Below are 13,826 nucleotides of genomic sequence, written 5' to 3' on the forward strand. Positions count from 1 at the left end.
CCTGGCCAGCGGCCTTTATTTCTTCGTTCCTGGCGCCTTTTGTTGTTCATGACCGTCAGTGCATTTTTTGACTTGTTTCTCGACGAGTTACGTGGCAACCCCCAGCTCACCAGCTACTACAAGATGCTGGCCAACCCGGCCAGCTTCGAGTTTCGCAAGGCCTACGTAGTGCAGCGGCTGCAGTATATTCTGGACCATTTGCCCAGTAGGGAGGCCGCCATCTGGGACTGCGGCTGCGGCTACGGCACCACGGCCATCTTCTTGGCCCTCAATGGGTATAAGGTACACGGCACCACCCTCGAGTTTTACTTTGCCCACCTGCCCGAGCGCCTGCGCTACTGGGCGCAGTTCGGCGACGTATCGGGCTTCACCTACAGCTACGAGAACCTGTTCGACTCGCCCCCCGCGCCGGCCTCCTACGACCGCATCATCATCCAGGACACGCTGCACCACCTCGAGCCGCTGCAAGATGCACTGGCTATTTTCCAGCGCACACTGCGGCCCGGCGGCCAGCTTGTGGTAGTGGAGGAAAATGGCGGCAACGTGGTGCAGTGCCTCAAGCTGTACCTGCGCCGGGGCAATAAGCGCATCATTGAAATCTACGACGAGACGCTAAAAAAGCACATTACCATCGGCAACGAGAACATTCGCAACCTGGCCACCTGGCAGCGCGAGCTGGCTCAAAAAGGCCTGTGTATTGCCGAAGCCGATGTGCAGTACATCCGGCTGTTTCCACCGTTCATGTTCAAAAATGGCAACGCCCCTGCCCTGCTGGCCCGCGAAGATGCCATCTGGCGGCGCAACCCGCTCTTGAAGGAAAATCTGTACTTCGGCCTCAATTTCACGGCCGCCGGGCAGGGCTAGCCCACCGGGCTTCTGTGCAAGCGGCAAGCCCGGGCGCCGGCAACGGCGGGCAGGCCCGTATTTTGGGCCCATGAAGCATTTTTTGCTGGCCGCCCTGCTCGTGCCCGGCGCGGCCCTGGCCCAACGCCCCGCCCCCGCTAGCCTCCCCGAAAACCTGGTGCAGTACGCCCACCCGCTGGTGGGCACGGCCAAAATGGGCCACACCTACCCCGGCGCCACGGTGCCCTTCGGGGCGGTGCAGCTCTCGCCCGATACCGATACGCTCAGCTACGAGCAAAACGGCAAGTACAACCCGGAGATTTATAGCTACTGCGCAGGTTATCAGTACAAAGACCCCACCATCGTGGGCTTCAGCCACACGCACTTCAGCGGCACGGGGCATTCCGATTTGGGCGATTTCTTGGTAATGCCCACCACCGGGCCTTTGCAATTGAACCCCGGCACTGCCGATAAGCCGCTGGGCGGCTACCGTTCGGCCTACTCGCACGCCACCGAAGTGGCCGAGCCGGCCTACTACAAGGTGCGACTGGCCGACCACGATATTCTGGCCGAATTGACGGCCACTACGCGGGTCGGTATCCACCAGTATACCTTCCCCAAGGCCGACCAGAGCCACATTATTCTGGATTTGATGGCCGGGATTTACAATTACCCCGGCAAGAATACCTGGACCTTCGTGCGGGTCGAAAACGACTCGCTCGTGACCGGCTACCGCCAAACCAACGGCTGGGGCCGCACCCGCACGGTGTACTTCGCCCTCAGCTTTTCGCGGCCCTTTCAAACCTACGGCAGCAAGAATTACGACCCCAAGCAGGCCTACCGTGGCTTTTGGGGGCGCTTCGACCAGGCGCACAACTGGCCCGATTTGGCCGGGCACCAGCTGCGCCTGCACTTCGACTTCGGCCCGACCCTGGCGGGCCAGCAAATCAAGCTTAAGCTGGCGCTCTCGCCCGTGAGCACGGCCGGCGCGCTGGGCAACCTGCGCGCCGAGGCGCCGGGCTGGAGTTTTGAGCAATACAAGCGCCAAGGCCAGGCCCAGTGGCAGCAGGAGCTGAGCAAAATCACCATCAGCGCCCCGCGCCGGGTCGATAAGGAGAATTTCTACACGGCCATGTACCACGCCTTCACCGGCACCACCATTTACCAGGATGTGGACGGCCAGTACCGCGGCCTCGACCAGAACAACCACTTGGCCAAGGACTTTACTAATTATACCACCTTCTCGCTCTGGGATACCTACCGGGCGCTGCACCCGCTCTACAACCTCGTGCAGCCGCGCCGCAATGCTGACATGGCGCAATCCATGCTCGCTCATTTCGACCAGAGCGCCGAGCACATGCTGCCCGTGTGGAGCCACTACGCCAACGAAAACTGGTGCATGATAGGCTACCACGCGGTGCCGGTGCTCTGCGACGCCATCGTGCTCGGCAACGCGCCCTTCGACCAAAATCACGCCCTCGACGCCTGCGTCATCACCGCCCGCCAGCGCTGGTACGACGGCCTGGGCGAGTACATGGCCCGCGGCTACGTACCCGAGGATAAGAGCGGCGCCTCGGTGTCGAAAACGCTGGAATACGCCTTCGACGACTACTGCATTGCGCAGGCCGCCCAGAAGCTGGGCCGGGCCGATATTGAAAAGGAGTTTCGCCAGCGCGCCACCAACTGGCAGAACGTGTACGACGCCCGCATCGGCTTTATGCGCCCGCGCCTGGCCGACGGCTCGTTCCGGGCCAAGTTTGACGTGCTGACCACCAGCGACCCGGCCTACATCGAGGGCAACGCCTGGAACTACAGCCTCTACGTGCCCCACGACCCTAGCGGGCTCATCGCCAAAATGGGCGGCAACGCCCGCTTCGTGCCCCACCTCGACTCGCTCTTCACGATGAACCTGCCCGACAAGTTCTTCGCCGAAACCGAGGACATCACCCGCGACGGCATCATCGGCAACTACGTGCACGGCAACGAGCCCGCCCACCACGCCGCCTACCTCTACAACTGGACCAACCAGCCCTGGAAAACCCAGCCCCGCATCCGCATGATACTGAACAAGATGTACCACCAGGGTCCCGACGGCCTCGGCGGCAACGACGACTGCGGCCAGATGAGCGCGTGGTACATCTTCTCGGCCCTGGGCTTCTACCCCGTCGCCCCCGCCTCGGGCGAGTACGCGCTGGGCAGCCCCGCCGTGCACGGCGCCGTGCTGCAAGTCAGCGAGGGCAAAACCTTCACCGTGACGGTTAAGAACCAGAGCGATAAGAATGTCTACGTGCAGTCGGCCAGGCTCAATGGCAAGCTGCTGGCCAGGCCCTTTCTGCCCGTGAGTGAGGTGCGCCAGGGCGGCACGCTGGAGTTTGTGATGGGAGCGCGGCCGGCGCGGAAGTAAACACTATGCGGTACTGTAGCTACTGCTCTTTGAAATTGGCCTTATGAAAAAGCTCGCTATTGTGCTTGCGGGGTCTACGATGCTAGCCTTATTGGCTGGCCTCACCACATACTTAAAACCTAGTAGCATTGACGCCGCGCTCGCGACTGGCCGTGTTTGGCCCCGCTGCCGGCTAGGGCACTTGCGGTGCAGGCTGATACAAAAGGCAACTTATTTTCGCGAACCTTCTGGGTTTGCTTTAAAGCCCCGGCTCATGATATTGAACAGTGGGTCAGACAATCGCCTGCTTTGGCTAAGATTCAGCCTTAGCGCCTGCCAGCAGCCAGTACTTGTTGGGAAGCAGCCGCTCTGGTTTCGGGCCACAAGCATTCGGCAAGGTCTACTTTACCAGATTCCGGCCGACAATAATGCAAATTACGGCAGCGTGTGGATTGACCAAGAAACAAAAACAGTGTATATCAAGACTTCACATAGCTAAATAGAAATGCCACAACGCAAGCCGTGGTATTTCTATTTAGCTATGTGAAGTCTTAAGAGCAAGAGACGGAATTACTCCGCATCAACAGCCACCGCCGAGCCTTTGGGCGCGGCACCCATGTCCCGCGTATTCTTCTGCACGGCGATGGCGCCGAACAGGCTCAGCAGAAAGGCCATGCCGTAGAAGCCTTTCTCGCTGAGCGTGAGGGTGGCGTGCCAGAGGCCGATAACCAGCAGGGCGATGGGCAGCAGCGTGGCAAACCACGCCAGGCCGTAGTAGAGGCCCGTAACGGGGATTTTCTCCAGCTGGTCGCGCACCGTTTTTTGGAGCGAGATAACGGCGAACAGACCGAACATGAGCACGGTGAAGTAGTAGCCCTTTTCGTTGAGCGCCATCGTGGCGTTGAACAGACCAACCAGGAAGCCGCCCATGCCCGCGAGCAGGGCAAACCAGGAGGCGGCAACGAAGGCGGCAGACGGACGGGCGGGGGTGGCGGCAGTGGGGCTCATGGCTAGAGGTTGGCTGATAAGGAATGCGTCAAAGGTCAGGCGGCACGCTGGGCCAGGGAAAGCTGACTTTCTTTTCGGCCAGACTTTATTCCGGGCGAATGCGCTCGCCTTACAGCACGTTATGCCATTATTTATCAACTCATTATAAACTCGCTTTGTCTGACTTTAGCCACCCCGTCGCCAAGGGCCTGCCAACCATTCGCCGCGCCAGGGGTTAGCACCCGATGGAAACTACCATAGAAAAAATCGCGCTCATCGTCGGGGCCAGCGGCATTATCGGCAGCAACCTGGCCCGCGAGCTCGTGGCCACGGGCTGGACAACCTACGGCCTGGCCCGCCGCCCCCAAACCGACATTGCCGGCCTGCACCCGGTGGCCGCCGACCTCCAAGACCCCGCCAGCCTGGCCACGGCCCTGGCCGAGGTGGCGCCTACCCACGTGTTTCTCACCAGCTGGCTGCGCCACGATACCGAGGCCGAGAACATCCGCGTGAATGGCGGCATGGTGCGCAACGTGCTGGCCGCGCTAGCCCCCAAAAAATCGGTGCAGCACGTGGCGCTCGTCACCGGCCTCAAGCACTACCTGGGGCCGTTCGATTCCTACGCCCAGGGCAATGCGCTGCCGCCCACGCCGGTGCGCGAGGAACTGCCCCGCCTCGACCTGCCCAATTTTTACTACGCTCAGGAAGACGAGGTGTACGCCGCCGCCACGCGCGACGGCTTTAGCTGGAGCATTCACCGCCCGCATACCATCATTGGCAAGGCGGTGGGCAACCTCATGAACATGGGCAGCACGCTGGCCGTGTACGCCAGCCTGTGTAAGGAAACCGGCCGGCCCTTCCAGTGGCCCGGCTCGCAGGCGCAGTGGGAAGGCCTCTCCGACGTGACCGATGCCCGCGTGATTGCCAAGCAGCTGGCCTGGGCCGCCACTGCCGAAGCGGCCCGCAACGAGGCCTTTAACATCACCAACGGTGACTATTTCCGCTGGCGCTGGCTGTGGCCGCGGCTGGCCGCCTGGTTTGGCGTGGAGGCCGCCGGCTTCGATGGCACGGTGCACCCGCTGGAAGAAGCGATGGCCGGCGATGCGCCCGTGTGGCGCGATATGGCCACCCGCTATAATCTGGCCGAGGCCGACCTGGGCCGGCTAGCCTCGCCCTGGCACACTGACCTCGATTTGGGCCGTCCGATTGAGGTGATGACCGACATGACCAAGAGCCGCCAAGCTGGCTTCCACGTGTACCAGCCCAGCGACGAGTCCTTTTTTGACCTCTTTGCCCAGCTGCGCGCCGACCGGCTGATTCCGTAGCCTACGGGTTAGCGTTGCCGATGGCCCCGATGGCGCGGGGCAGAGCCCCGCGCCATCGGGGCCATCGGCAACGCCTTATCTAAAATCCTCCTTTTCCGCTTTCCCATTATGCCTACCCTAGACCCTGGCGCGGCCGACGACCGCGCTGATAACGGCCACCGGCCGCCTGCGCTCAGCAGCTACCACACCACCACGGCGCCGCTCATCGTGACGCCCACCTTCCTGACGCGGGCCGATGCCACGCCCCGCACTGAGCGGCTCCAGGACGAGGGCTCGACCCGCGACCGCCGTGGCAAGGGCATCGAAAACCCCGACGCCGAGCCCGCCGAAATTGCGCTGGAAACCAACCCCAACCTCGATTTTGAGCACTGGGACGAGTATTGGCGCAAGGTGCACGGCCCCAAATTCGCCTACGAAGAGCCGGGCACCGACAATGAGCTGGTGCTGCGCTACGACCAGGTGCACCGCGTGGCGGCCGGGCCGTCGTCCAATTTTCACCCACCCTACCGGGCCATGACCCAGGACAACGGCCAGCTCGTGGCCGACCCCTACGCCCGGGTGCCCGCCTACGTGCGCCCGCGCTTCGATGGCTTTGCCTACATCGCCTACGCGGCGGAGGCCGACATCAACCGCGTGCTGAAGCAGGAGCAGTACGCCCAGCGCATTATTGCCGACGAGCAGACGGTCTTTCGCCTGGTGACGCGCGAAATTGCCCGCGAGTACATTCTGCTGCCCAGCGCGCAGCACCGCGACCCCATCAGCCTGGTCAAAATCCATTACCGCCGGCCCGGGCTGAGCCGCGAGGAGTTTCAGGCGCGCCTGCTGCGGCAGCACGCGCCGCTGGTGCTGGCCCAGCCCGCCACCCACACTTATGTGCGCCGCTACGCCCAGCTGCACAACATCGGCTCGACCCAGCAGCCCGACCCCGAGGGCGAATTGATTGATGCCATCTCGGTGCTCGCCTTTGCCAGCATGAACGATGTGGAGGATTACCTGGTGAGCGCCGACTACCGCGCCATCGCGGCCGACGAGGCCACGTTCGTGGACGTAGCGCGCTCGGAGTACTGGACCGGCCTCAACTACAGCGTCATCAACCGCCTGCTACCCGAGCTGGCTACCAAGTATGAAGAAGCAAGAGGCTGAAGGCTGCTACTGGCAGCCGTTCGCCGGTTTATTCCCCTACATTCGCGCCTGCTAGCCGCCAGCACTGCTGGCTGGGTAGCGGGCGCTTTGCTTCTTCACTTATTGTTCATTATTTCATGCATTTTTCGCTACTCCGCCCCTGGCTGGCGCCCGTGGCGGCGGGCCTGCTGCTAGCCAGCTGCCAGGGCCAGTCGTCCACTTCTTCCGAAACCGCCACCACCGGCCAGCCCGCCGAGGCCGCCCCCACCGATACGGCCAGCGTGCCCACGCCCAACGACGGCATCACGCCCGCCCTGCTGGCCCGGCACATCAAGGTGCTGGCCTCGGATGAGTTTGAGGGCCGCCGGCCATTTACCAGGGGCGAGGAAAAAGCCACCACTTACCTGGCTTCTGAGTTTAAAAAGCTGGGGCTGAAGCCGGGGCCTGGCGGCAGCTACTTTCAGCCGGTGCCGCTGGTAGAAATTGCCGGCAAACCCGACTCGACGGCCACCATTGCGGGCAACGGCAAAACCCTGACGCTTAAGTACCGCACCGACTACATGTTTCTGACCGAGCGCGAAAAGCCGACGGTGGAAATCAAGAACTCGCCGCTGGTATTTGCCGGCTACGGCGTAACGGCCCCCGAGTACAAGTGGGACGACTACGCCGGCCTCGACGTGAAGGGCAAAACGGTGGTGGTCCTCATCAACGACCCCGGCAACGCGGGCAACGACACCACCATGTTTAAGGGCCGCGAAATGACCTACTACGGCCGCTGGATGTACAAATACGAGGAAGCCGCCCGCCACGGTGCTACCGGCCTCGTTATCATTCATGATACCAAGCCCGCCTCCTACCCCTGGACGGTGGTGCAGAGCAGCAATGGCGGCGCCAAGCTGCACCCCACCACCCCCGACCACGGCGCCAGCAAAGTGGCCTTGGAGGGCTGGATGACCCTAGCCGCCGCCAAAAAACTATTCGAGACGGCCGGCCTGAAGTACGATGACCTCTACGCCGCTGCCAACCAGCGCGGCTTTAAGGGGAAAGACCTGGGCCTGAGCCTCACAACCACGCTACATAATAAAATCACTTACAAAACCTCGAAGAACGTGGTGGCTGTGCTGCCCGGCACCACCCGGCCGCAGGAATACATTATTTACTCGGCCCACTGGGACCACCTGGGCATTGGCCCAGCCGTGGCCGGCGATTCCATTTACAACGGCGCGCTCGACAACGCCAGCGGCTGCGCCGGCCTGCTGGCCATTGCCAACGGCTTTGTGCAGGCCAGGGAGAAGCCGCAGCGCAGCATCGTGTTTCTGGCCGTGACGGGCGAAGAGCAGGGCCTGCTAGGGTCCGATTACTACGCCCAGCATCCGCTGTACCCACTCAAAAACACGGTGGCCGACATTAATATGGACGAGCTGCTGGCCTTCGGGCCCATGCGCGACCTCACCATCACGGGCTACGGGCAGTCGCAGCTGGATGACTACGCCCGCACCGCCGCCAAAGAGCAGAACCGCTACGTTATCGCTTACCAGCACCCCGAAACGGGCTCCTTCTACCGCTCCGACCACTTCAGCTTTGCCAAGGTGGGCGTGCCGGCGCTCTACGCCAGCGGCGCCTTCGAGAGCCGCCTGCACGGCAAAGCGTTCGCCGAAAAGCAGCGCGAGGACTTCGAGGCCAAAAATTACCACCAGCCCTCCGACCAGTTTAACCCCACCTGGGACCTGCGCGGCGCGGCCCAGGATGCGCGCCTGCTCTTCCGCATCGGGCAGCAGCTGGCCAGCGAAACCACGTTTCCGCAGTGGAAGGCGGGCTCCGAGTTTCGGGCCGTGCGCCTGAAAAGCCGGCCCTAGCCCACCGCGGCCCAAGCCAATGCCCCGGCGGCAACCCACCCTGTGGGTGCGGCCGGGGCATTTAGCCGCCCGCTACTTGCCCTACTAAGATATCAGTATTTTGCTGCAATTCATTGCCTAAGGCTGCTAATACCCGCCTAATTTTATTTCCTCCTGTTTTGGATAGCACAGTATTGGCAGCGGCGGCGCATCTTTACGCCCTGCTATGGACAACACAAACCGTTGTGCCTAAGCAGGTGCCTAGAGAAGCTAGTACAAGTTGCTTTCGTCCTGGCTATTTTATTGTTATATGCTCGTAAGCGCTACGTTATTTCGGCTAGGGGTTGGGTTGTATCGGGGAGGAGGGTTATTGACCGTCGGTGTGCTGGCCGTGCCGCTGGCCAGCCACGCGCAAACGCGCGCCGTGGTGCGGGGCACCGTGGCGGGCCCCGGCGGCGCGGCCGTGGAGTTTGCCACCGTTACGCTGCACCGCGCCGCCGATTCGGTGGTGGTCAAAACCGAATTCAGCGACGCGCAGGGGGCTTTTCGCTTGGATGCGCCCACTGGGCAGCGCTACCGCGTGTCGGTGGCGCAAGTGGGCTTTGGCCGTTACTGGAGCGCCCCGTTTGAGCTGCCCGCGGCGGGGCTGGCCCTGCCCGCTATCAGGCTGGCCCCCAGCCAGGCCACGGCCCTGAAGGAAGTAACCGTGACGGGCCGCAAGCCGCTCTACGAGCGCCGGGCCGACCGCACCGTGGTAAATGTCGCCGACAGCCCGCTCGCATCGGGGGCCACCACGCTCGACGTGCTGGCGCGCTCGCCCGGCGTGAGCCTGAGCAGCAGCAACGAGCTGAGCCTGCGCGGCCGCCAGGGCCTGCTGGTGGTTATCGACGGCAAGCGCACGCCCCTCACCGGCAGCGACCTGGCCGAGTACCTGCGCTCCCTGCCCGCCGAGCAGCTGCAAAGCCTTGAACTGATAACCAACCCGCCCGCCAGCTACGATGCCCAGGGCGGCGCCGGCGTTATCGCCATCAACCTCAAAAAAGACCAGCGCCTGGGCACCAACGGCACTGCCAACGCCAGCTACGGCTACAGCGAGCAGGGCAAGTTTACGGGCGGGCTGGCCCTCAACCACCGCCGCAAAAACCTGAACCTGTACGGCAACTACGCCTACACCGACCGCCGCTACTTTGTGCGGATTGACCTTGACCGGCGCTTTGCGCCCACGCCCGCGCTGCCGGCCGGCGGCACGGTGCTGGCCAACGACCAGCACTCGCACCTGCGCTCGCACGCGGGCAAGGTGGGCCTCGACCTCAACCTCACCAAGCGCACGCTGCTGGGTGCGTCGGCCTCCGTGCTGGCTAGCCAGACGAATAATAACATTGCCAACCAGACGGTAGTAGTTGACGAGCAGGGCGCGCCCACCGACCGCTACCACGCCCGCACCGTGCAGGACATCAGCCGGCCCAGCGGCAGCGCCAACCTCAACCTGCGCCACGCCTTTGCCGACTCGGCCGCCGCGGCCACGCTCACGGCCGATGCCGACTATGCCCGCTACCACCTCACGCGCCTGCTCGACCAGGATGTGTATTTCGATACCTCGGGCCAGCCCGGCAGCCTGCTCAGCGGCGACCAGCGCAGCACGCTCAGCATTGGGGCGGCGAAGGTCGATTTCAGCCAGCCGCTGCCCCACCGCACCCGCCTCGACGTGGGCGCCAAAGCCACCCGCGTGGTGTCGGACAATGACGTGGCCTTCACCAGCACGGTGAATGGCGTGACCTCGCCGCGGCCCGACATCTCCAGCCAGTTCAGCTACCACGAAAACGTAAACGCGGCCTACGCCAGCCTGCGCGGCGCCCTGCCCCGCACCACCCTGCAAGCCGGCCTGCGCGCCGAGCAAACCAACACCCTGGCCGAGCAGGCCGGAATTACGCTGCGCGAGCAGCATTATTTACAATTGTTTCCGAGCGCGCTCGTCGAGCGCACGCTTAGCGAGCGGCACACGCTGGCCCTGGCCCTGGCCCGGCGCATCGACCGCCCCAGCTACGCGCAGATAAACCCCTTGCGCACTTACATCGACGCCACATCGTACCTCGCCGGCAATCCTAACCTGGTGGCTTCCACGAGCTACAACTTCGAGCTGACCCATACCTACCGCCAGAAGTTCAGCACCGGGCTAGCCTACTCGCGCACCGATTTGCCAATTGTAAACGTGGTGCAGCCCGCCCCTGATGGCGGCCGGCTCGTGGTAAGCCAGAACGTAAACCTGCGCACCCGGCACTTCTATACGCTCACCCTCACGGCGCCGCTGACCCTCACCAAGTGGTGGGCGCTCTACGCCAACGCCCTGGTGTACTACAACCGCTACGTGGGCGAGCTTAACGGCACCGACCTCGACCGCGGCCGGGTGGCCTGCAACCTCACCGCCAACAATAGCTTTACGCTGCCCAAGGGCTGGTCGGCCGAACTCAACGGCTTCTACGAGTCGCGCGAGGTCTACGGCTTTCAGGTCATTCAGGCGCGCGGCCAGGTGACGGCGGGCGTGCAAAAAAGCCTGTGGAACAAGCAGGGCACGTTTCGCCTGAACGTGGCCGATATCTTCTACACTACGCCCAACCGCGTCACCTCCACCTACGATAATTTCACCGAAGCCTACTACTCGCGCCTCGATACGCGCATTGTCACGGCGGCCCTCACCTACCGCTTCGGCAACAGCAAGGTGGCCGCCGCCCGCCGCCGCGCCGCCGGCGCCGATGAGGAGCTGCGCCGTGCCGCCGGCCAATAGGCCGGGCTAGCCCGTGCACTGGCGCGGGCCGGGCGGCCTGGCAAAAAGCCCCGCCGGGCGCGGCCCATTGCTAGGCCGCCCGGCGGGGCTTTTCGGCTACCAGGGCAGCTACTACGCGGTTTGCGCGGTCAGCTCCTTCAGCTTTTTATAGGTTTTCTTCGATTCGGCATACTGCTTTTCTACCGCCTCGCGCAGGTTGCCCTTGAGGGCTTTGCGGCGCAGGGCTTTTTTGTAGGCTTTAATGGCCCACTGTTCGCCATACACGTTGGCGGCCAGGATGGCTTTTTCGTCGCGGGCCGTTACGAGGGCCTGGGCGTCCATCAGCTTGCGGTACAGCTTGCCTTTGAGGGTAGTGCCGGTTTCGCGCTCGCCACCCTTCTTGGTCAGGTAGTCGTTGAGGGTTTTAGAAAAATCCTGGCTTTGGCCCACCAGCTTCTGGTAGTAGCTTTTCAGGTGCGCGTCCTTGGTTTCGGCCACGGCCCGCTTATAACCCTCAATGCGGTCATTTACAAAGAGTAGTAAGCGCTCGAGCGCAGCTTTGGCGCGCTTGGCTTTACCTTTTTTCTTCGGAGCTACCAGGTAGGCCAGGCCCGCGGCCAGCAGCGCGCCGCCCACTACTTTCTGGGTGGTCGTCAGCTTGTTATAGGCACCCACAGTTTTATCGGTGGCATCCTTTACCGAGTCGGGCACGTGGCCGAGCAGGTCTTTGCTTTTCTCGGCAGCCTCGTCGTAGAGGCTTTTGGCCTTGTCGGCGGCCGTGCCGTACAGGTCTTTAGCCTTGTCGGCGGTTTCAGTATAGAGGTCCTTGGCCTTGTCGGCGGCGTCGGAAATAGGTTCGGGCAAGTTCATCGGGTTAGAAGTCTGAGGGTGTAAACACGCTGTTTTACGGCAAGCCGGCGGCTGGCGTTGGCTAACCACCGGGTTTTTAGCAACTCTTCCTATCTCTTCATCCTCAATAAATTGCCCCAGGCAGTTTAAAAGGCAGCATAGTCTTCACTACCTGCCATTTGCGGCCGGCAAGCCGACAGAAACCCGGCATATAGCCCCCGCAGTTTCTTCCCCCTGAAAGCGCGGATAAAAAAGCCCCGCCGGGCGCGCCCGGTGGTTGGCGCGCTCGGCGGGGCTCGTGGCTAGGGGCCGGCTAAGGCTAGTTGTTGCCGATGGCCGCCTGCTTGCCTTTGCTGCGCTTGTAGAGGTAAGCCGCGCCAGCGGCCAGCAGCGCGCCGCTCAGCAGCTTGTGCGACGACTTAAGGCCGCTCGTGGTGCCGTCTTCATTGGTTCTGCTGCCGAAGAGGCCGGCAATTAGGCCCCCTAGGGTGCCGCTGGGCTGATTATCGCTCATGAGTGAAAGGTCGGTTAGGGTGAATACCGGCTTTTTACGGGGCTGGCCCCGGCCGCGTTACCCCACCGCCGCCACCGGCACCGGGTGCAGTATCAGCCACACCAGCTCGCGCAGAATTTCGCCCTCGTCCATGCTGCCGCTTTCAATGCCCTTGCTCTGCGCATCGGCCCGGCGAATGAGGTGAATAAGGTCAATCGTGCGCTCGGGGCTGAACTGGCGCTGGGCCAGCTGATACTCCTTCTGGGCAAACTTATTGATGCCCAGCTTTTGTAAGTCGGCATCCGAAGGGTTGTTGCCCGCCTGGTGCAGGGCTAGCAGCCGGGTGAAGAAGTTGAAGAGCAGCGTCAGGTTGGGGATGAGCGGGTTGGCTTTAGGGTTGGCAGCAAAGTGCGTGAGAATCCGGTTGGCCTTCAGCACGTCGCGCTGCACCAGGGCCCGCTGCAATTCAAAAATGTTGTATTCCTTGCTGATGCCCACCAGGCGCTGCACCAGGTCTTCGTCGATGGCCTGGCCGGCCTTCACGTTGAGCAGCAGCTTATTCACTTCATTGGCCAGGCGGCTCAGGTCGGCGCCGATGTACTCGGCCAGCAGGGCCGTGGCGCCGGGGGTTATTTGGTGCTTGCGCCCGCGCACGTAGCCCGTCAGCCACTGCGGTATCTGGTTGTCGTAGAGCTTCTTGCTCGTCATCAGGGCCACGCCGGGCGCGTCTTTGCCAGCCAGCAGCTTGCCCAGTTTCTTGCGCGAGTCGAGGGTTTTGTACTTATAGCACAGCACCAGCACGGTACTGGCGAGCGGGTTTTTGAGGTAGGCTTCGAGAAATGGCCAGGCCTTTTCGCTTTCTAAATCGGCCACGGCCTGCGCCTCCTTCACGATAACCACCGAGTAGTCGCTCATCATCGGGAAGCGCTTGGCCTGGCCCAGAATGCCCGCCGCGTCGGTATCCTTGCCATACAGCACCGTTTGGTTGAAGCTTCGCTCGCCTTCGGGCAGCACTGAGGCTTCGAGCGCGTCGGCCACGGTATCAATAAAATACGGCTCCTCGCCCTGCAAAAAATACACCGGCTGAAACTGCCGCTGCTGCACGTGCTTAAGGATGTCGTCGGGGGTTAAAACTGGCATAGTAAGGTGCGGGGCTAGCCCCCGCCCGGCAGTAAACAGCGCTTGGCTAACGAAACAAACGCCTGGGCGGGGGCCGGCCCCGCACCCT

At 62.7% G+C, this 13,826-nt stretch carries 10 protein-coding genes; 6 read left to right on the forward strand and 4 right to left on the reverse strand.

The features are described from left to right. The first annotated feature begins 48 nt into the window (after positions 1 to 48). Positions 49 to 864 carry a class I SAM-dependent methyltransferase gene (locus tag Q5H89_RS13315; protein ID WP_305019818.1) on the forward strand — a complete coding sequence of 272 codons (816 nt, stop codon included), beginning with the start codon at positions 49 to 51 and terminating at the stop codon, positions 862 to 864. A gap of 70 nt (positions 865 to 934) precedes the next feature. Continuing rightward, entirely contained in the window at positions 935 to 3,247 is a 2,313-nt protein-coding gene (locus Q5H89_RS13320) for a GH92 family glycosyl hydrolase (protein WP_305019819.1), read from the forward strand. Positions 3,248 to 3,796: 549 nt separating this feature from the next. Here Q5H89_RS13320 and yiaA read toward each other — a convergent pair. Continuing rightward, positions 3,797 to 4,234 (reverse strand): inner membrane protein YiaA, encoded by a 438-nt coding sequence (gene yiaA / locus Q5H89_RS13325; RefSeq protein ID WP_305019820.1) that lies wholly within the window; start codon positions 4,232 to 4,234, stop codon positions 3,797 to 3,799. Positions 4,235 to 4,458: 224 nt separating this feature from the next. Between yiaA and Q5H89_RS13330 the strand changes: the two genes are divergently transcribed. The 4 genes from Q5H89_RS13330 to Q5H89_RS13345 all read left to right on the forward strand — a co-directional run bounded on the left by Q5H89_RS13330 (position 4,459) and on the right by Q5H89_RS13345 (position 11,277). After that, positions 4,459 to 5,538 (forward strand): SDR family oxidoreductase, encoded by a 1,080-nt coding sequence (locus tag Q5H89_RS13330; protein ID WP_305019821.1) that lies wholly within the window; start codon positions 4,459 to 4,461, stop codon positions 5,536 to 5,538. A gap of 108 nt (positions 5,539 to 5,646) precedes the next feature. Beyond that, positions 5,647 to 6,681: an EthD domain-containing protein gene (locus Q5H89_RS13335; RefSeq protein WP_305019822.1), complete on the forward strand. Its 1,035-nt coding sequence runs from the start codon at positions 5,647 to 5,649 to the stop codon at positions 6,679 to 6,681. A 116-nt stretch (positions 6,682 to 6,797) separates the two neighbouring features. Next, complete coding sequence (locus Q5H89_RS13340) at positions 6,798 to 8,516, forward strand: M28 family metallopeptidase (protein ID WP_305019823.1); 1,719 nt, start codon at positions 6,798 to 6,800, stop codon at positions 8,514 to 8,516. A gap of 289 nt (positions 8,517 to 8,805) precedes the next feature. Continuing rightward, positions 8,806 to 11,277 (forward strand): outer membrane beta-barrel protein, encoded by a 2,472-nt coding sequence (locus tag Q5H89_RS13345; RefSeq protein ID WP_305019824.1) that lies wholly within the window; start codon positions 8,806 to 8,808, stop codon positions 11,275 to 11,277. Between the two features lie 111 nt (positions 11,278 to 11,388). Here Q5H89_RS13345 and Q5H89_RS13350 read toward each other — a convergent pair whose 3' ends face one another. From Q5H89_RS13350 to holA, 3 genes are all read right to left on the reverse strand, one after another. After that, the gene (locus Q5H89_RS13350) at positions 11,389 to 12,126 is read right to left on the reverse strand and encodes a PA2169 family four-helix-bundle protein (RefSeq protein WP_305019825.1); all 738 of its coding nucleotides are present in this window, start codon (positions 12,124 to 12,126) and stop codon (positions 11,389 to 11,391) included. A 298-nt stretch (positions 12,127 to 12,424) separates the two neighbouring features. Further along, positions 12,425 to 12,619: a hypothetical protein gene (locus Q5H89_RS13355; protein WP_305019826.1), complete on the reverse strand. Its 195-nt coding sequence runs from the start codon at positions 12,617 to 12,619 to the stop codon at positions 12,425 to 12,427. Positions 12,620 to 12,676: 57 nt separating this feature from the next. After that, positions 12,677 to 13,738, reverse strand: coding sequence for a DNA polymerase III subunit delta (gene holA / locus Q5H89_RS13360; protein WP_305019827.1), 1,062 nt, complete (start codon positions 13,736 to 13,738; stop codon positions 12,677 to 12,679). Positions 13,739 to 13,826 lie beyond the last annotated feature (88 nt).

The sequence above is a fragment of the Hymenobacter cheonanensis genome, assembly GCF_030581075.1.
In the GTDB taxonomy this organism is placed as follows: Bacteria; Bacteroidota; Bacteroidia; order Cytophagales; family Hymenobacteraceae; genus Hymenobacter.

Excerpts from the sequence above, each read along its gene's own strand:
- Q5H89_RS13315 (WP_305019818.1), top strand. The coding sequence starts at position 49 with ATGACCGTCAGTGCATTTTTTGACTTGTTTCTCGACGAGTTACGTGGC.
- Q5H89_RS13320 (WP_305019819.1), top strand. The coding sequence starts at position 935 with ATGAAGCATTTTTTGCTGGCCGCCCTGCTCGTGCCCGGCGCGGCCCTG.
- yiaA (WP_305019820.1), bottom strand. The coding sequence starts at position 4,234 with ATGAGCCCCACTGCCGCCACCCCCGCCCGTCCGTCTGCCGCCTTCGTT.
- Q5H89_RS13330 (WP_305019821.1), top strand. The coding sequence starts at position 4,459 with ATGGAAACTACCATAGAAAAAATCGCGCTCATCGTCGGGGCCAGCGGC.
- Q5H89_RS13335 (WP_305019822.1), top strand. The coding sequence starts at position 5,647 with ATGCCTACCCTAGACCCTGGCGCGGCCGACGACCGCGCTGATAACGGC.
- Q5H89_RS13340 (WP_305019823.1), top strand. The coding sequence starts at position 6,798 with ATGCATTTTTCGCTACTCCGCCCCTGGCTGGCGCCCGTGGCGGCGGGC.
- Q5H89_RS13345 (WP_305019824.1), top strand. The coding sequence starts at position 8,806 with ATGCTCGTAAGCGCTACGTTATTTCGGCTAGGGGTTGGGTTGTATCGG.
- Q5H89_RS13350 (WP_305019825.1), bottom strand. The coding sequence starts at position 12,126 with ATGAACTTGCCCGAACCTATTTCCGACGCCGCCGACAAGGCCAAGGAC.
- Q5H89_RS13355 (WP_305019826.1), bottom strand. The coding sequence starts at position 12,619 with ATGAGCGATAATCAGCCCAGCGGCACCCTAGGGGGCCTAATTGCCGGC.
- holA (WP_305019827.1), bottom strand. The coding sequence starts at position 13,738 with ATGCCAGTTTTAACCCCCGACGACATCCTTAAGCACGTGCAGCAGCGG.